We start from the raw sequence: 20,198 nt of genomic DNA, 5'->3' as shown, positions 1-20,198 counted from the left end.
AGGACCGGAAGATGAAGAGAAATATGAAGAAACCATTAGTGTTTATAATGGCATTAATGATGATGATAATGACAGTTCTTCCGGTTAGTGCATCCCAGGCTACAAGTTATACATACACTTTGGATGATAACAATGAGCGTGTAAGAACACAGGATGCTTACTTGCCAGATAGAACAATTACTAATTTAGGATTGAAAAATCCTTCAGACATAATAATTGATGAAAACAATATTATGTACATCTGCGATACAGGAAATACAAGAATTGTAATATACGATTTAAATTCAGAGAAGGTTTTACATATAATCTCAGGTGATGATGATATTTACAAGGGAACAGATTTCAAAGGATTTACAACTCCTAAGGGTATATTCCGTACAGATGATGGAACACTTTATGTTGCTGATGGCGGAGAAAAAGCTGTTTTCAAATTTGATTCAAATTACAATTACGTAACAGCATTTGAAACTCCAACAGCGCCAATATTTGGTGACACAAACTACGAACCAAGTAAAGTGGCAGTTGATAAAGGTGGAAACATCTTTATCGTGTCAGAAGGTGTTAATACAGGTATAATTCAGTTGAGTTATACAGGTGAATTTCTTGGATATTTTACATCAAATAAAACAAGATTGACACCACAGCAGGCATTCTTGAAAGCTATTTATACAAAAGAGCAGGAAGAAAAATCTGCACTGTTAAACACAGCACCACCTACATTTTCTAATATTTATGTTGATGAGACAGGTACTGTTTATACAACAAGTATGGGAAAAGGTGATGACTTATTAAAGAAACATAGTACAAACGGTGGAAACATGTTCCAAAACGCTGTTGCGGCACATGCAAGTTTGACAGATGTTTCAGTTGATGACAGAGGAATAATTTATGCAAGTGATACTACAGGATATATTACAGTTTACACAAAATCAGGAGAATTGATTTTTGATTTTGGCGCAAATGTAAAGAACCTTGATATTTCAGGTTTATTCTCATCACTTACAACAATTGCTACAGATAATAATAATAATATTTGGACAGCAGATGGAGATAAAGGATATTTACAGTCATTTATTCCAACAGATTATGCTAAGACAATTTATAAAGCCTTAGATGAATATGAAAATGGTGAATATGCAGCATCACTTGAAGACTGGTCAACAGTTCTTCGATTAAACCAGATGTCAGTACTTGCACACAATGGTGTAGGTAAAGCATATTACAATGCAGAAGAATATTCAGACGCAATGGAACATTTTGAAATTGCCGGAAACAGAAACGATTATTCAAATGCATTCTGGGAAGTTCGTAATGAAGTAATTCAGAACAATTTATGGTGGGTAATGCTTATCATCTTTATTCTTATTGTTGTAAAAGTATTGATTGTTTTAATTGACAGAAAGAAAGTATTAAAGAAGAAAAAGAGAGCCCTCGGTAAGAAGTTAAAAGAAGTGCCTGTAATTGGAGAGTTAGGATATGCATTTAAGATATGTAAACACCCAATTGACAGATATTATGATATCCGTGTAGGAAAGAATGGTTCAGTTATCGCTGCAAGTATTATATACATAGTATTCTTTATTGTTTATATGATTTATAAGACAAGCAAAGGATTTATTTATCAGTACACAGATATTGAAGATATGGATATCAGCGCAGTAGTAATCGGTTTCTTCGCAATCGTAATTTTATTTGTTATTTGTAACTATCTTGTTACATCAATTACAGATGGTGATGGAACATTTAAGCAGGTTTATATGATTCCTGCATATGGTGCAATTCCTGCTTTAATATCAATGATAGCAGTAATTGTTATGTCTTATGGTTTGACATATAATGAAGCATTCATTCTTACAGTAATCTTAATTGTTGGTATCGGCTGGTCATTAGTACTGGTATTCCAGGGATTATCAACTGTACATGATTACAGTTTTAAAGAAACAGTAGTAAGTTTGATTATTACATTTGTATTTATGCTCATTGCAGCAATCGTAGTACTTATCGTAATTATCATGTGGGAACAGTTATCAGGCTTCTTAATTACAATAGGAAAGGAGATTATAAGAAATGTTACAGGTAAATAAAAAAGTTATAAATAAAATAATATCAGCATCTCTCATAACAGTCCTTTCAGCAGGAGTTGCAGTAAATGGTTCCTATCTTAATACAAACAGAGATACAAGAAAGGCACCTGAAAGATCAAAGTCAGCAATGAGTGTTTCTTCAGCTTTTGAAAAAATATATGAGTCTGATAAGGTTGCATATTATTATAGAGAAGACAGAGATATATTTGCTATTGAAGATAAGGCAACAGGATATGTCTGGAAAACAGGTTTAGACGTTCCGTTTAAAAAGCAGGTTGAAGATGCTAAAGATGCAGTAAATGGTGAAGGCCATTATACAGTTGAAAGACTAGCAGAAAAATGGAAAATGACTAAAGTTCAGGTTAGAGAAATTGCCAATACTCCAATTGAAGAATCAATGAATGAACAGTACACTGGAATTGCTAATTCATTAATTTCAATTGAATGTTTCAAAGGAAGCGGAGAAAGTATGACAACAACTACATACGCTTCAGCATCATATGATGATAAAGATGGTGATTCATCACTTGAAGAAGTAAGTGGTTCTAATGGAAAACAGTGGAAATTAAATGCTGTATTTGATAAAGCTGAAATTGGTGTTGAAGTTATGATTACTTTAGGTGATGACGGAAGCATCAATTACAATATTCCTTACGATGGAATTTCAGGTAAGGGTATTAAGAAACTTTCATCAATATCAATTACTCCTTTCTTAGGAGCAAGTGGTGGTGTACAAACTGTATATAATGAAAAAGAAAAAGATTGGACAGACCTTCAAAAAAAATATTTAACACCTGGTTATGTATTTGTACCTGATGGAAGTGGAAGTTTAATCAGATTCGCAGAAAATACATCAAAGTTCAGTGATTACACAGGAGATGTTTATGGAAGTGATTTATCAAGTTATATGTATTACTACAGTGCACTTGATGATTCAGTTCCACTTGAAGATCCGGTAATGCCTGTATTTGGCGTTTCACAAGGTGATGGAACTCAGTCAGCGTTTGTTGCATATGCAGATAGTGGCGATGAATTTATGACAATTATTGCAACTCCATCATCTACGGACAAGAATAAAATCAGATATACATATGCATATCCTAAATTCTCTTACAATACAGAATTCTACCAGGTTACAAACCAGGCAGGTGATGCTTATCGTAAGACTCAGGATAAGGCAAATGAATTTGATATTGATATGACATACGATTTCCTTTACGGAGATGGAAGTAACGGCGAACCTGCAGCTGATTATACAGGAATGGCAAAAGCATACAGAGAACATCTTATCGAAGAAGGAATATTGACAGTTAAGGAAGATGAAGAGGGAGATATCCCAATGAGAATTGATTTCTTAATGTCAGATTCTAAAAAAGGTGTATTTGGAACACAGGAAGTTGCCGTAACAACAACAGATGATGTTAAGAAAATTTTAGATAAGTTAATTGGAGATGGAATAACAAATATTAATTCAGGTCTTATGGGATGGCAGAAAAATGGTGAAACATTAGCAAAGCCAAGTGATTGGAAGTTCTCAAAGGACATTGGTAAAAAAGGCAAATTCAAAGATCTTATGAAAGAATTTAGCGAGAAGGGAATTGATATTTCATTCTCAAGAGATTTCGTATCAATTAACAGTAAGATGATTAACTACTATGGAAATGCAGCTAAGCATTTAAATACTCAGTATTTAACAGTAGATAAATCAAAAGTATTGCCTGAAAACTCACCTGTAACTGACTTTAGTTTTGCATTACCTACAAAGTCAGCAAACTGGTTGACAAGTTTATACGAAAGAATTAGTGATTACAATAATTCAATAACAGTTAAAGGTATTTCAAATACATTATTAAGCTCACATAGCAGTACAGGACCTACAACAACTGTTACACAGGCAATTAACTTATATGAAAAAGCATTTGAAAAAATTAAGAAGAATGGGGCAACAGTTAATATGGATAGCCCAAATCAGTACTTATGGAAATATACAGACCGTTACTTACAGTCACCTGTAGGAACATCTCAGTATGTATATGAAACTGATTCAGTTCCTTTCTTACAGATGGTATTAAATGGAACAATGGAAGTATACGCACCATATTCAAACTTCTCATTCTATTCACAGGCTGACATGTTGAAGATGATTGATTATAATATTTCACCTTCATTCGTGTTAACACAGAAGCCTTCATACTTACTTGCATCAACAACATCGTGTGATTACTACTCAACAGAGTTCGATCAGTATGAAGATTTGATTAATACAATTTACACAACAGTAAATGATGTGTTATCAAAGGTTAAGGGATGCGAATGGATTGGAAGAAAAGTATTAGATGATGGTGTAATTGCTAATGAGTACACATCAAATGATGGAGAAAAGACAGTAATCATCAACTATACAGATGAAGAAGTAACAATAAACGGTGAATCAGTTCCTGCCCAGAGTGCAGCAGTAATTGAAGGAGGTGTAAATTAATGGCAGACGAAAATAAGATTGTAACACCTTCAGATATTGAAGAAGCAAAGACAGAAACAGTAGATACACAGACAACTGCTACAGTGGAAAACACTGTAGCAGAGAAAGATGAAAAAGTTGAAAGTGTTGTTACAGATGAAGAAATTGCATCTGTAGAAATAACTCAACCACAGAAAGCCCAAAGTTCAAGTCTTCGAGCTCAGATGAAAAGTCTTAGAGACGAAGAAGAGGAAGAAGCTAAAGAAAAAGAAGAAGAAAAATCTCAGCCGGAAGAAGAACCTGTCCGTGGTGATTCCATAATAGAAGAAAAACTGGCTAAGATTGAAAAAGAAGAAAAAATGAGCAAAGCAGAAGCCAGAGCAGAAAAGGCAGCATTAAAGGCTGCAGAAAAAGCTGCAAAGGAAGAAGCAAAAGCCGTAAATAAAAAAGAAACTAAACAAAAGAAAGTACAGCCAAAGGAAAAAGGCAAAAAGAAAATGCAGACATATCAGCATAGACAGAATAAATATGGATATGCTTTTATGGCACCTTGGATTGTAGGATTTTTACTTTTTACATTATTCCCGTTTGTTGCAACTATTTTCTTGAGTTTTATGAACGTTAAGAAAGCAGCAACAGGTTATGTACTTAAGTTTGCAGGAATTAATAACTATATAACAGCGTTTATTAAGAACTCAGATTTCTTACCAGCGTTACTTAGTTATTTGAAGATGATAATTCCATATACATTCATTGTAGTTGTATTATCATTTATCATTGCGTATCTTCTTAATAAGATTAAGACAGGTAAGGGATTACTTAGAACAATTTACTTCCTGCCCGTAATTATTATGTCAGGTCCTGTAATGTCACAGTTACTTGATGTACAGAATGCGGCAGCAGAAGCTACACAGAAAGTAAGTGGTGCAGTTGATGCGGCTGATCAGTACTCAAACATCTTCATTATGCAGATGATTCAGAGTTACTCAGCACCATTAGCAACAACACTTGCTCAGGTATTTGATCAGTTATCAATAATTTTATGGTTTACTGGTATCCCAATCGTTTTGTTTATTAACGGTTTGCAGAAAATTAATGTAAGTATTTATGAAGCAGCTAAGATTGACTCAGCTAATGCTTGGCAGATAATGTGGAAGATTACAATTCCAATGTTAAGACAGATTGGAATGATTATTACAATCTTCACAGTAATTCAGTTAGGTACTTACGAAGCTATCAACCCTGTATACACCTTGATTCTTGAACAGACCGGTGATACGGCGAGTGGTTTAGGATATGCAGCAACATATGCATGGATTTACAGTATAATCGTATTAATAATTGTAGGATTTGTTTTATTGTTATTTAAGGAAAGAAAGCCAAAAGACATTAAAGACAGAAAGAGACAGGAAAAGAAATTGGCTAAACTTGAAAAACAGCAGATGAAGAGATTAAAGAAACAAAACAGATATGCAAAGAAGGAGGCAAAGAAATATGGCAAGTAAAAATGATCAATCAGTTATTGATTTGACTAAAATGAATAAGTTTAGTTTTGCAAAATTAAAGAAATTAAAAGCTGTTCATGTTATTTCTAAAATTGCTATATATTTCCTTCTTATTTGTATAGGATTTGTATACTTAGAGCCGATATTTGAAATGATATCAAAATCAATCATGTCAGCTAAGGATTTGATTGATCCATCAATTACATGGATTGCAAAGCATTTTACATTAAGCAACTTTAAAGAAGCAGCAAATACTTTGGATGTAAGTCATTCATTGATTAACTCAATTTGGGTTTCAGCATTGTTTGCACTTGGTCAGACTATTGTTTCTGCTACAACAGGATTTGCTTTATCAAGATATTCATTTAAAGGTAAAGGATTATGGTTTGGAATGATAGTATTAGCATTTATCCTTCCGGTACCACTCCTTACAGTACCTAGAATTATCATGTTAGATTCATTAAATACTGCAATCGGTGTTAAATTAATAGGAACTATCATTCCACAGCTTTTAATGTCTATTTTAGGACAGGGAACATATTCAACAATTTTGATTTTGATTTTCTATAACTTCTTCAATATGATTCCAAAATCATTAGATGAAGCAGCTATGATTGATGGTGCTGGAGCATTAAAGGTATTCTATCATGTAGCAATCAGATTATCACTTTCAACAATTCTTGTAGTATTTATGTTCGCATTCGTATTTAACTGGAATGAAACATATTCAACAAGTACATTGATGCGTAATTCAATTGAGTTGGTACCAAATCAGTTAACATTATTTGATAACAATCTTACAACTAGCGATGTAGGTAGTGTAAATGAAGCAAGTAAGATGGCGGCAACATTAATTTCAATAGCTCCATTGTTATTGTTATATGCACTCGTACAGAGACAGTTTATTGAAGGTATTGAAAACGCAGGTATTACAGGAGAATAAAAATGAAACGAAAACTGACAGCAATATGTATGATATTCGCCACAGCTTTTGCTGTGGTGGCCTGCCAGTCTTCTGATAAAAGCCAAACAAATAATACGAAAGATAAAACAGAGACTCAGACAGTCAAAGAAAGAATAGCAAATAGTATTCCGGACAGATATGATGATTACGGTGAAACAAAACCGGCTGATTATTATGTCAAAGCAGATGGATTTGATTATGACTATAGCAATTTGAATTACAAACTTGTATGGTCAGATGAGTTTGATTATGAAGGACTCCCTGATGAAAGCAAATGGACTTACGATATAGGTAAAGGCCAAGGCGGTTGGGGAAATGGCGAACTGCAAAAATACACAGACAAAGGAAATGCCTGGGTAAAAGATGGTAAGCTTACAATCGAACTTAGAAAAGAACAGGATGAATTCGGGAAAGATATGTATACGTCAGCCCGAATTAAAACAAAAGGAAAAGCTGATTTCCGATATGGTAAATTTGAAATTAAAGCAAAATTACCTAAAGGAAAAGGAACATGGCCCGCGATATGGATGCTTCCATCAAGTACTACTGAATATGGTGGATGGCCTATGTCAGGAGAAATTGACATAATGGAACATGTTGGATATTTGCAAAATATTATTCATTCAAATGTGCATTGTCAAAAATACAATGGATTGGATGGCTCTAATAAAGGTTGGGCAAAAAAAGTCGAGGGTGTTAGCGAAGAATTTCATACATATGGATTCGAATGGCTCCCGGACAAATTAATATTTACCGTGGATGGTGAAACAATATTTACTTACGATCCCGATGAATATGTTGGAAATAGTAAAAATGTAACAAAAGATGAATGGCCTTTTGATAAGGAATTTCATCTTATAATGAATATAGCTTACGGCGGAAGCTGGGGTGGAAGTTCAGGAACAGATGATGAATGCCTTCCACAGCAGATGCAGGTAGATTATGTTCGTGTATATCAAAGCGACGTTATAAGCGCTTTGGCAGAAAAAGAAAAATAGGAGGCGCAAATGAAAGCAATGAAAAAAATCACATCAGTTGTTTTATCATTATTAATGGTTGTTTCTATAATTGGTGTTATGCCAACTCAAACAGATGCAGCTATCAAGGTTTTGACAGGCAAAAAGACAACTATTTCAATAGGCGAATCATATGGTATCGCTACATTAGCAAAGGGAGTTAAATACTCTACAAGCAATAGCAAAGTTGCTTCAGTTAACAGCAAAGGTTCAGTAAAAGGTAAAAAAGCCGGTATTGCAAAAATTAAATTATCATCAAGTGCCGGAACAGCAACAGTTAAGGTTACTGTTACACCAACTAAGGTAAAAGGTGTTAAGGCTAGCATTGCTTCAAGTACAGAAACAGCTTCAAACGTTACTGTATCTTGGAAGAAAGTAAAAGGAGCAACAGGTTATTATATCTACAAATCAACAAATAAGAACAAGGGATTTAAGAAGGTTGCTACAGTAAAAAAAGGTAAAAAAACAAAAACTACAATTAAGAATGTAGCCGGTGGTGCAACATATTACTATAAAGTAAAAGCTTATGCTAAAGCAGGCAAAAAAGCAATTGCTAGTAGCGAATATTCAAATGTTGCAAGCGTAAAAACTTGGAAGTTGACTTGGTCAGATGAATTTAATGGAACAAGTTTAGACCTCAATTCATGGAAATATGAAACAGGAGCAAATGGATGGGGTAATGAAGAATTTCAGGATTATACAGAAGGAAAGAACATTAAATTTGAAAATGGTTGTTTAGTAATTATTCCTAGAATGGAATATGATTTAGTTGCTAAGAAACCTGTATATTGCTCATCAACAAGAATTAATACTAAAGGTAAAAGAGAATTTACTTATGGTAGAATGGAAATAAGAGCAAAGGCATCTAAAGCAAAAGGTACTTGGTCAGCAGGATGGATGCTTGGAGCAAACAATGATACAAAAACATGGCCATTATGTGGTGAAATTGATATTTTAGAAGCAATGAACGGTGGAGTTCCACAGACAATCCATTGCCCATATTTTAATAACCAGTCAACATCTCATGGAAATAAGAATTATGACACAGGTCTTACACAGGCTACTGCAGCAGCAGATTTCCATACATATACAGCAGAATGGAATGAAAATTCAATCACATTCATGGTAGATGGAAGAGTAGTTGGTGTATATGATCCTTCAAAATTCAGTGCAAGTATTTTCAATGAAGCTTGGGTATTTGATCATTCATTCTTCTTCATTCTTAACTGTGCAATCGGTGGTAACGCTGCAGGAACAGTTACAACAAATGGATGGACATTAACAGGAACAAATGGAAATATTCAGACATATGAAGACTACTATTATGTTGACTATGTAAGAGTATATCAGTAAGATGAAATTGACTGTCACCCGTTAAGTGGCGGGTGACAGATATAATAAAACCTTAGGAGGGAATAACATGGTTACAATTAAAGATGTTGCTAGAGAAGCAGGAGTTGCAATATCTACGGTTTCTAATGTATTTAACAATGCTGACATCGTAAGTGAAGATACAAAACAGAAAGTATTAGAGGCGGTTGAAAAATTGCATTATATCCCTAATATGAATGCAAAGTTATTAAAATCTAATAGAAAGAATACAATAGGATTATTTGTAACAAGTTTACAGGGAGATTTCTATAAGGTTTTAACACAGGCAATTCATTTGCAATGCAAATTAAACGATTACTTATTAAACATATATGTAAGTAATGACAACTCACCGGATGAAATATATCGTATGATAATTGCATCAGGCGTAGCAGGAGCAATAATTTATCATGAAGATTTAACAGGCGATTATGTAAAGCGAATTGCAACAGTTAATATTCCAATGGTATTTATTGATAGAAATTGTAAGGGAAAAAATATTTCAGGAGTATTTGTAGATGACAAATTAGGAGCATCTATGGCAGTTGACCATTTGATTAAACTTGGTCATAAGAGAATCGGTTACATGCATGGTAACGAAAGCGGCGACGATGAACATCGTTATGCCGGATATGCGGAGATGATGGAAAAGAACAATCTCCCAATCGATAAGGAATTAGAAGTCAGAGGATATTATGAGGAATCACTTGCGTACAGTGAAATGAGATCACTGTTATCAAAAGGAATTGATATCCCGGATGCTATGTTCTGTGCAAATGATGAAATGGCATGGGGCGTTATTCAGGCATTTCAGGATATCGGTGTGAGAGTACCTGAAGATGTAAGTGTTATCGGATATGATGACAGTACAATTAGTCCTTATTATGGAGTACCTCTTACAACAGTACACAGCCCAATTGCAGAAATGGGTAGTGTAAGCGCAAATGAGCTTTTCAGATTGCTCAAATCAGATGATGATAAGAATGGAACAGTAACTAAATTATCACCAAAAATGGTTTATAGAAGCTCATGTGGTAGAGCAAAAGAAAGATAAAAAAGAAAATTATTAGCGTAAGCATAAAGATAAATATAATGATAAAAAAAGGAGTAATAAAATGAGTAACTACAGACTTGAAGGTAAGACTTTTGTTATAGATGATTATGATAGAATGCCGGCTTTTTCAAGCTTTTTGCCAGGTCTTGCAGGTGTTAAAGGAATTCCAATGTGGACATTCTACACTAACAGAGGACAGGGAATGAATAGTTTTGGTATTGGCAACAAGGGAAATGCCATTATGGAATTTAACTCAGCTAATACGGCATTTGAAAACACACAGGTAAAAGGTTTTAGAACATTCTTAAAAATTGATGGACAGTACTATGAACCATTTTTCCAGTATGAAGATGATGCAAAACGTTCAATCAGAATGAATAAAAACAGTTTCAAGATTATTGAAAATAATACTAAATATGGTATTGAGGTTACAGTAAATTACTATGTACTTCCAAATGAAAGTATCGGAGCTCTTGTAAGACAGGTTTCTGTTAAGAATACAGGAGATAAGGCTAAGAACATCGAAATCGTAGATGGTCTTCCAAAGATTATTACATACGGAATTGCAAATGGTGAATTTAAGGAAATGTCTAACTTATTTAAAAGCTGGGCAGACATTAAGAACCTTGAAAACAAAGTTCCATATTATACACTTAGAGCTTCAACAAAGGATTCAGCTGAAGTATCAGACGTTGAAGGTGGTTACTACTATTTAACAATTAAGGATAATGAATTACAGGACGTAATCTATGATGTAGATACAGTGTATGGTTATGATTTATCTCTTATGAAACCTGTTAATTTTGTAGAAGGTGGAATTGATAAAGTATTAGCAAAGAAACAGTGTTTTGCTAATAAAGTACCTTGTGGATTTACTCCATTTAAGGCAGAAATTAAAGCCGGGGAAGACTTCTCATTCTCAACAATGATTGGTTTTGCAGGTTCAGTTGAACAGATTAATGCTAAACTTGCAGATTTTACAGTACCTGGTTATTTAGATAAGAAATTTGAAGAAGCAGAAGAATTAGCAGATAGCTTCACTTCAGATATTAAGACAAAGACAGCAGCTGGAATATTTGACCAGTATGTAGAACAGTGTTACTTAGATAACTTCTTAAGAGGTGGATATCCATATGTATTAAACAAAGATGGAAATAAGTCAGTAATTCACTTGTTCAGTAGAAAACATGGTGACCCTGAAAGAGATTACAACTTTTTCTCAATCGCTGCTGAATATTATTCACAGGGTAATGGTAACTTCAGAGATGTATCTCAGAACAGAAGAAATGATGTATTCTTCAAGAAGGACGTTGGTGACTTCAATGTTAAGACATTCTTTAGTCTTATTCAGGCAGATGGATACAATCCACTTGAAGTAAGACCAAGTCTTTTCAATGTAATTGAAGGAAAAGAAGATGAAGTTCAGGCTTATGTTGAAGAATCAATTAACGGTGATGCTACAGCAATTAAGGAAATTGTTGCAGGTAAATTTACACCGGGACAGATTTCAAACACAATTGCAAAACTTCAGTTAGAACTTAAGATTGATGACGGAGAATTCATTGCAAATATTTTAAATAACTGTGATCAGAACATTGAAGCTGGATTTGCTGAAGGTTATTGGAGTGATCACTGGGATTACAATATGGATTTAGTAGACAACTACTTAAGCATTTTCCCAGATAAGATTGATGAGTTCTTATTCGAAGACAAAACATATAAATTCTATGACAGTGTAGCAACAGTTGTACCACGTGATGAAAAATACGTAATTAACAACAAAGGTGCTGTACGTCAGTATGGTATGGAAGTTGAAGATGAAGAAAAACTTGCAAGACCTGGATTTAATAAATGGGCTACAAACTGGTTACAGACAAAAGACCAGAAGCCATATATGACAACATTATCAGTTAAGATGATTATTTTAGCACTTAGCAAATTCGCTCAGCTTGATGTTGACGGAATGGGTGTTGAAATGGAAGGTGGAAAACCGGGATGGAATGACGCCATGAACGGACTTCCTGGATTATTTGGTTCAGGTACACCTGAAACATTTGAATTAAAGAGACTTGTAAACTTCATCATTGACAATTTCGAAGGCGAAGGCAAAATCGTAATGCCTGCTGAAATTGCTAAGTATTTAAGAGATGTTAAGGCTACATTAGATAAGGCAAATGCAGGCGAACTTAACGATTTTGAATATTGGGATGCAGTTGCAACAATCAGAGAAAATTATAGAGAAACAATTAAACTTTACTTTAGTGGAGAAGAAACAGCTCTTGCTAAATCAGAAATAGTTGAAATCTTCAAAGCATTTGAAGCTAAGATTGAAAAAGGCATTGCAAAAGCAGTTGAAATTGGTGAAGGCGTAGTTCCTACATACTTTACACATGAAGTAACTGACTTTGAACCAGTTGTAGATGCTGATGGAAATCCTGTAATGAGTCATTATGGATTACAGAAAGCTAAAGTTAAATGCTTTAAGGCAGTTCCACTTCCAGCCTTCCTTGAAGGACCTGCAAGAATGATGGGATATGTTGATACAGACACAGCACGTGAAATGTTTAATAATGTTAAAAAGACAGATATTTACGATAGCAAACTTGGAATGTATAAGACATCAGCTTCAATCGAAGAATGCTCAATGGAAAATGGACGTTGCCGTGCATTTACACCAGGATGGCAGGAAAGAGAAAATGTATTCCTTCACATGGAATATAAATATATGTTGGCAATGATTAAAGCGGGATTATATGATGAATTCTACGAAACAGTAACAAGAGCGTTAGTTCCATTCTTAGATCCAAATATGTATGGAAGAAGTATTCTTGAAAATTCATCATTTATCGCATCAAGTGCAAATCCAAATGAAGACATTCACGGAAGAGGTTTTGTTGCAAGACTTTCAGGTTCTACAACAGAAATGATTTCAATGTGGATTGAAATGTTTACAGGTGGAAAAGTATTTACATATGAAAATGGAGAATTAGTACTTAACTTCACACCAAAGCTTGCAAAATGGTTATTTGATGAAGGAAAGGCTACATTCAGATTATTATCAACTTGTGATGTAACATATGTAAACAACACAGGAAAAGATACATATGGTGCTGATGCAGCAGTAGTTGATAAAGTAGAAATAGACGGAAAAGTAGTTTCTACTGAAAATAAGATTACAGGCGAATTAGCAGAAGCTGTTCGTGATGGAAAAGTAGACAAGATTACTGTTTATTTTAAATAGTTGCTAAATGAATAGGCGGAGATCCAGGAGGGTGTCCGCCTTTTGTGTGAATAGTGATTGCAAAAAACGCAAATTTTTATAAAAAATTAACATTTTACACACTTATAAAGACATACAAAGGATACGGGCTGTGGTTTTTGCGAACGCTTACTTGAGTATATTAGAAAGAGGAGAAGAAATGGGAAGTCTTAAATATATAGATAAAAAAGGTACATTTACACTGGACAATCCTGATTTAACAAGTTATATGTATTTTCCACTTGCAAATGAAGCAGGAATGATGAGTGCAATTACTCCTGATTTAGGTGGTGACATTAAGTTAGATCAGAATACATTTTTGTTAGAGCCTGTAAGTAGTGAAAATTTACATAATAACAAATCAAGCAGAAATTTCTGGGTTTATGTTGAAGGAAAAGGAGCATGGTCTGTTACAGGTAGATCTGCAATGCAACAGGCACAGTTGTTTACAGATAAAAAAGATGATGTGAAATTAACTGCAGGTATTATGTGGCATGAAATAGAAAGAAAATCAGATGAATTTGGATTGTCAGCTAAAATTACATCATTTGTACCTTCTACTGATGATAAAGTAGAACTTACTAAGATTGTAATTACTAACAATACAGAGGGAGAAGTAGAATTTACACCTACAGTAGCAATACCTATGTATGCACGTTCTGCGTCAAACATTCGTGACCATAGACACGTTACATCATTATTACATAGAACATACACAATAAAAGACGGTGTAGTAATTAATCCTACATTAACATTTGACGAAAGAGGTCATAACCTTAATAAAGTTTATTATGCGGCATTAGCTAAAATGACAGGATTTGAGAAAATGGTTAATCCTGAAAGTTTCTGCCCTGTTACAGAAGAATTCATAGGAAATGGCGGAAATTTTGAAAATCCATATTATGTGATGAAAAATATGCCATTACCATACAAGGAAGGAGAAGAAGTTGACGGTTATGAAACTGTAGCAGCGATGCAGTTTGAAAAAGTAACATTAATGCCAAAGCAGTCAAGAACTTTCGTAGTAGCTTTAGGTTACGGCGAATCAATGAATGATATAAATGAACTAAGTAAAAAGTATTTATCTGTGGAAGAATTTGATAAATATTTAGAGGAAACAAAGGAATTCTGGCAGAAAAAAATAAATGTAAGTTATAGTTCAGCAGACAAGGAATTTGACAATTGGATGCATTGGGTAAACTTCCAGCCAATGTTAAGAAGAATTTACGGATGTTCATTCTTACCTCACCATGATTATGGAAAAGGTGGAAGAGGATGGAGAGATTTATGGCAGGACTGCCTTGCACTTTTAATTATGGAACCGGCTAAAGTTCGTGGCATGTTAATTGATAATTTTGGTGGAGTCAGATTAGATGGAACAAATGCAACAATTATTGGTTCTAAGCAGGGCGAATTTATTGCTGATAGAAATAATATCACAAGAGTATGGATGGATCATGGCGCATGGCCATATCTGACAACGGAGTTATACATTGAACAAAGTGGTGATATAGAATTTTTAACAGAAAAAAATGCATACTTTAAGGATCCGCAGGTTTGCCGTGGTGAACAGAAAGACTTAGAGTGGAATGATGCACAGGGAAATAAGCAGTTAACAAATGATGGAGAAGTATATGAAGGAACAGTACTTGAACATATGCTTATGCAACATTTGACATCTTTCTATGATGTAGGTGAACATAATCATATTAGACTTAGAGGGGCTGACTGGAACGATGGTCTTGATATGGCTGATGAGAGAGGCGAAAGTGTAGCATTTACAGCACTTTATGGTGGAAATCTTGGAAATATGGCAAAACTTATAAAGAGTTATGCTGACATGACAGGAAATGAAACTGTCGAATTAGCTAAAGAAATGCTTTTATTATTAAATGTTGATCCAACAGTTTATGATAGTATAGACGAAAAACATGAAGTGTTATACAGCTACTGTGAACAGGTAAAGCATAGTGTAAGTGGTGAAAAAGTAAATGTAAAATGTACAGAGCTTTGTACAATACTTAATAGAATGTCACAGTGGATAGCAGAGCATATCAGAAATACAGAATGGATTAAGAGTAAAGATGGTTACTCATGGTTTAATGGTTACTATGACAATCATGGAAATGCTGTCGATGGTGATTTTGAATCCGGTGTAAGAATGATGATTACAGCTCAGGTGTTTACAATTATGGCAGGAACAGCAACTAAAGAACAGATAAAAGACATTACTGCAGCAGCAGATAAATATCTTTATGATGAAAAAGTTGGTGGATATAGATTGAACACTGATTTTAAAGAAGTAAAAACTGATCTTGGAAGACTTTTTGGATTCGCATATGGTCATAAAGAAAATGGAGCAGTATTCTGTCACATGGCAACAATGTATGCAAATGCATTATATCAGAGAGGATTTGCAAAAGAAGGATATCAGGTTATAAATACTCTGTTTAAACATTGTAATGACTATAAAGTAAGTGGAATATATCCGGGAGTACCTGAATATATCAGTCAGCGTGGAAGAGGAATGTACCATTACCTTACAGGGGCTGCAAGCTGGATGCTTCTTACAGTTTTAAATGAAATGTATGGAGTAAAAGGTGAAATAGGAGCGCTTAAATTTAAACCAAAGCTTTTAGCTAAACAGTTTGAAAATGGAGAAGCTTCAGTAAGTTGTATGTTTAGAGGTACAAATATACATGTAACTTATAAGAATGGCATGTGCAAAGACGCAGGCGATTATAAAGTTGCAGTTATTTATATTGACGGACAAAGATACGGCGAAACAGATACGATTGCAAAAGAAGATGTAGACAAATTTGGTGATAAGGCTGATATTGTGGTTGTATTACAATAGAAAGTTTATATTTTTTTGATTTGAATATTAAAACTGAAGTAAATTTAAAGATTAAAGCATAGCGGGGAATCTATGGGTTCTCCGCTATATTGATAAAATGCTAACAGAGACATACGGAGATGATAATAAAGCAATGCTAATTTCCACTATTGTTTTTGTAAAATAAAATCAGGAAGTTGAAAGGAAAAGAGAAAATGTTTGAATGGGGAAGAGCAATATGCTATTCAGGGTACAGAGAAAATCAAAGTCCATTAAATGAAACATATCCAACATATGATGAGATAAAGGAAGATTTACGAATAATTGAAAGCGAAGGATTTAAATACATAAGAATGTATTCACCGGTTATTTATGCAGAAATGACATGTCAGGTTATTAGGGATTGTGGCATGAATATAAAAGTAATGCTTGGTCCTGAACTAATATCAGAGGTTAATAATCCGGGATGCTCATGGGTTCATGAGGTGTATACCGAAGAAGAGTTGGCTAAAAGGGCAGAGTTTAATGATAAAAGAATTGAAAATCTTGTTAGAATAGCAAATGAGAATAGCGATATAATTAATGCAGTATCTATAGGAAATGAAAATACACCTGAATGGGGAGCAAATAATGTTCCTATAGAAAGATTGATTTCTTTTGCAAAAATATTGAAGTCAGAAACAAATGTACCTGTAACATTTAATGAGGGCGCATTCGAATGGGTAAAACTTCAGGAACTTGCAAAATATCTTGACATTATAAGCGTACATTCATATCCGTTGTGGTATGGAAATACAGTTGAAGAAGCGTTAGATGTAAACAAGGAATGGTACAAAAAGATATGTGAATTATATCCGGATAAACCTGTAATTTTTTCTGAAGTAGGCTGGGCTACAAACTGTGCCGATTTTTCACAAATGAAAGAAGGCGAGGCTAACGAAGAAAATCAGAAGAAATATTATCAAGAATTCTGGAATTGGTCAGACAAAGAAAAGATAATATCTTATATGTTCGAAGCTTTTGATGAACCTTGGAAAGGCGGAAACAGACCGAATGAAGCAGAGAAGAACTGGGGAATATTCAGAGTAGACAGAACACCAAAGTTAGTAATGCAAAAATAAATTAAAATCTCTCTTACTGAAAATCAGTTAGAGAGATTTTTAATTTAAAGGAAATTTTGCACATTTATAGTGATGCCGGAGTTTATTTTATAAATGATATTTTTTAATCGACATAATTAGTAATGTTGTAGCATTACTTGAAAATAAAATGTAAATATAAAAATGTTTCAATAGTATTTTACAAAAAACGAAACAGATAAAAACAAATATGCCGTGCAATTATACTAATTAAATTGTGAAAATTACAATATTATTGGTTGTAATGCATAAAACAATATGCTAGAATGAAATATGTAATAAAAAGGTTTTTATAACCAGAATATTGAAAGGAGAATAAAATGAAATTTAATAAGATTTCAAGAAAGGTATTGGCATATGCGTGTGCAACAGCAATGGTATTTTCAAGCGTATCTGCTTATCAGGTGTTGCAGGTAAGTGCATATGAAGAGAGTGATTACACAACTATAGGTGACGACAAGACTGTAACTGTAGGTGATTGGACTTTATATGCAGGTAAATGGGGATCAAATACAGGAGAAATGGCTTATGCAGGAAGTACAGTTGACGACTTAAGCTTAAAGGTTATTTCATCAGATGGTAACTCAGGCTGTTGGAAATTACAGGCTAAGCACACTGTTACAGGATTAACAAAAGATACTACATATGATTTAAAATTAAAAGTTAAAGCATCTCAGGCAGGAACTCTTTATGAAAAAATTGAGACACCTGAAGTAATAAAGACAGGTATTGAAATTAAAGAAGGTGAAAATGAAGTTACAGTTCAGTTTAAAGCAACTTCAGAATCAACAGGAATGGTACTTGAATTGAGCGGAATTCCATCTGGAACAGTACTTGATTTTGGAGGAATTACATGTACAGAAGCAACAGAAATTGAAACAACGACAGAGCAGCAGGCAGATGCAGAAGGATACTATTCATCAGCAAAGGGTAAGTGGACAACATCATTGCCATGGCAGGTATTTACTGTTGGCAGCATGAAATATAAAGGAACAGCAACTAAGAATGCTGTAACAGCTGACTTTAAATTTTTAGAAGCAGGCGGTGGAGACTGGAATACACAGGCAAGAGTTCCTGCAGATAAACAGGTATTTGGACCATTAGAAGCAAGTGGAGATGGAGTAAATTATAAGGTTAAAGTTGCTTATACTTCTACAGCTACATTTGGAGCTAACCTTCAGTTAAACGGAGCAAATAATGATGTTACATTTGAAGAAGGAACACATGAATTGAATTTAGATTATGTTTCAAAGGCAGATTATCCTGTAATCTTTATGAATTTAGGAAATGCTGTAGCTAATTTACAGTTGACATTTACTATGACATTTACAAAGGATGGAGAGACAGAACCAACAACAGAAAGTACAGAAACAACAACAGAAGCAGTTGAAACAACAACAGAAGCAGCTGAAACAACAACAGAAAGTACAGAAACAACAACAGAAGCAGCTGAAACAACAACAGAAAGTACAGAGACAACAACAGAAGCAGTTGAAACAACAACAGAAGCAGCTGAAACAACAACAGAAAAGCAGGAACCTGTTGAAATAACAATGGATCAGGAATTCAATGCAGATGGAGATCGTGAATTAGGCGGATATACAATTTATGTTGGTCAGTCATGGAATGGTTCAACAGCAGTTGCAGGTGTAGATGCAGAAGACGCAGATCACATCAAAGTTCAGCAGAAGACAAGTAACTGGGGTCAGGCATGGGGCTTACAGGTTAAGAAAGAATTTAGCGGACTTGTACCGGGAGCAAAATACTCAATCTCATGGAAGATAAATGCAGAATCAAATGACGGAAAAGTTTTAGTAACAAATAATGAAGCACAGATTGCATTAGTAGGTGGAGAACAGGTATTAACCGGAGAATTTACAGCAACAGAATCTGGAACAGGAGAATTCGTAGTAGGAATGGGCTGGGTAGGTTTAACAAATCCAATCGAATTCTTTGCACCTGAAATTACAAAAATTTCAGACCCTGAAACAACAACAGAAAATACAGAAACAACAACAGAAGCTCCTGAGACAACAAAGGCTCAGGAAGAAACAACTACAAAGTCAGCTGAAACAACAACTGCAAAAACAGCAACAACTACAACAGTAGCACCAACAACAACAGCTCCTGCTACAACAGTAGCACCAGCAAAAGTAACAGTTAAGAAAGTTGCTATTAAGAAAGCTACAAAGAAGAAATCAGCAAAGAAAGCTTCAATTGTACTTAAGAAAGTAAGTGGAGTAGCAGGATATCAGGTTAAGGTATCAACAAGCAAGAAATTTGCTAAGAAGACAACAGTTACAGTTAATGCAAAGAGCGTAAAAGTAACAGTTAAGAAATTAAAAGCTAACAAGACATATTACGTAAAAGCAAGAGCTTACAAGAAAGTAAGTGGAAGCAAAGTATATGGTAAATGGAGTAAAGTAATAAAAATAGCTAACAAGTAATTTAATACAACCAAACTAATTTAGGAGAGTAGTTTTTACTACTCTCCTTTTTTTTGAACTATTTT

At 34.2% G+C, this 20,198-nt stretch carries 11 protein-coding genes; all 11 read left to right on the top strand.

The window, feature by feature from the left end; genetic code table 11:
- Positions 1 to 11: 11 nt before the first annotated feature.
- The 11 genes from N5B56_RS10660 to N5B56_RS10610 all read left to right on the top strand — a co-directional run bounded on the left by N5B56_RS10660 (position 12) and on the right by N5B56_RS10610 (position 20,133).
- The gene (locus tag N5B56_RS10660; RefSeq protein ID WP_260978910.1) at positions 12 to 2,084 is read left to right on the top strand and encodes a YIP1 family protein; all 2,073 of its coding nucleotides are present in this window, start codon (positions 12 to 14) and stop codon (positions 2,082 to 2,084) included.
- Positions 2,068 to 4,563 carry a DUF5696 domain-containing protein gene (locus N5B56_RS10655; RefSeq protein WP_260978909.1) on the top strand — a complete coding sequence of 832 codons (2,496 nt, stop codon included), beginning with the start codon at positions 2,068 to 2,070 and terminating at the stop codon, positions 4,561 to 4,563. The genes N5B56_RS10660 and N5B56_RS10655 overlap by 17 nt, the downstream gene beginning before the upstream one ends.
- Positions 4,563 to 6,047 (top strand): carbohydrate ABC transporter permease, encoded by a 1,485-nt coding sequence (locus N5B56_RS10650; RefSeq protein ID WP_022088814.1) that lies wholly within the window; start codon positions 4,563 to 4,565, stop codon positions 6,045 to 6,047. The genes N5B56_RS10655 and N5B56_RS10650 overlap by 1 nt, the downstream gene beginning before the upstream one ends.
- Positions 6,037 to 6,990 (top strand): carbohydrate ABC transporter permease, encoded by a 954-nt coding sequence (locus N5B56_RS10645; RefSeq protein WP_022088815.1) that lies wholly within the window; start codon positions 6,037 to 6,039, stop codon positions 6,988 to 6,990. The genes N5B56_RS10650 and N5B56_RS10645 overlap by 11 nt, the downstream gene beginning before the upstream one ends.
- A 2-nt stretch (positions 6,991 to 6,992) precedes the next feature.
- Positions 6,993 to 8,009 carry a glycoside hydrolase family 16 protein gene (locus N5B56_RS10640; RefSeq protein ID WP_022088816.1) on the top strand — a complete coding sequence of 339 codons (1,017 nt, stop codon included), beginning with the start codon at positions 6,993 to 6,995 and terminating at the stop codon, positions 8,007 to 8,009.
- A 9-nt stretch (positions 8,010 to 8,018) separates the two neighbouring features.
- Positions 8,019 to 9,380 (top strand): family 16 glycosylhydrolase, encoded by a 1,362-nt coding sequence (locus N5B56_RS10635; protein WP_147586648.1) that lies wholly within the window; start codon positions 8,019 to 8,021, stop codon positions 9,378 to 9,380.
- Between the two features lie 67 nt (positions 9,381 to 9,447).
- Positions 9,448 to 10,452 carry a LacI family DNA-binding transcriptional regulator gene (locus N5B56_RS10630; RefSeq protein ID WP_022088818.1) on the top strand — a complete coding sequence of 335 codons (1,005 nt, stop codon included), beginning with the start codon at positions 9,448 to 9,450 and terminating at the stop codon, positions 10,450 to 10,452.
- A 61-nt stretch (positions 10,453 to 10,513) separates the two neighbouring features.
- On the top strand, positions 10,514 to 13,693 hold the full coding sequence (locus N5B56_RS10625) for a cellobiose phosphorylase (protein WP_260978908.1): 3,180 nt from the start codon (positions 10,514 to 10,516) through the stop codon (positions 13,691 to 13,693).
- 178 nt (positions 13,694 to 13,871) lie between these two features.
- Positions 13,872 to 16,568, top strand: a complete 2,697-nt coding sequence (locus N5B56_RS10620) for a GH36-type glycosyl hydrolase domain-containing protein (protein WP_118565601.1) — start codon at positions 13,872 to 13,874, stop codon at positions 16,566 to 16,568.
- Between the two features lie 194 nt (positions 16,569 to 16,762).
- Entirely contained in the window at positions 16,763 to 17,668 is a 906-nt protein-coding gene (locus tag N5B56_RS10615; RefSeq protein ID WP_118565602.1) for a glycosyl hydrolase family 17 protein, read from the top strand.
- Between the two features lie 338 nt (positions 17,669 to 18,006).
- On the top strand, positions 18,007 to 20,133 hold the full coding sequence (locus N5B56_RS10610) for a hypothetical protein (protein WP_260978907.1): 2,127 nt from the start codon (positions 18,007 to 18,009) through the stop codon (positions 20,131 to 20,133).
- Positions 20,134 to 20,198: the final 65 nt, after the last annotated feature.

The organism is Eubacterium album (assembly GCF_025336545.1).
GTDB classification, from domain to species: Bacteria; Bacillota; Clostridia; order Lachnospirales; family Lachnospiraceae; genus Eubacterium_U; species Eubacterium_U album.
Note: the sequence above shows the minus strand (reverse complement) of the source record. Positions and strands in the feature narration are given on the sequence as shown.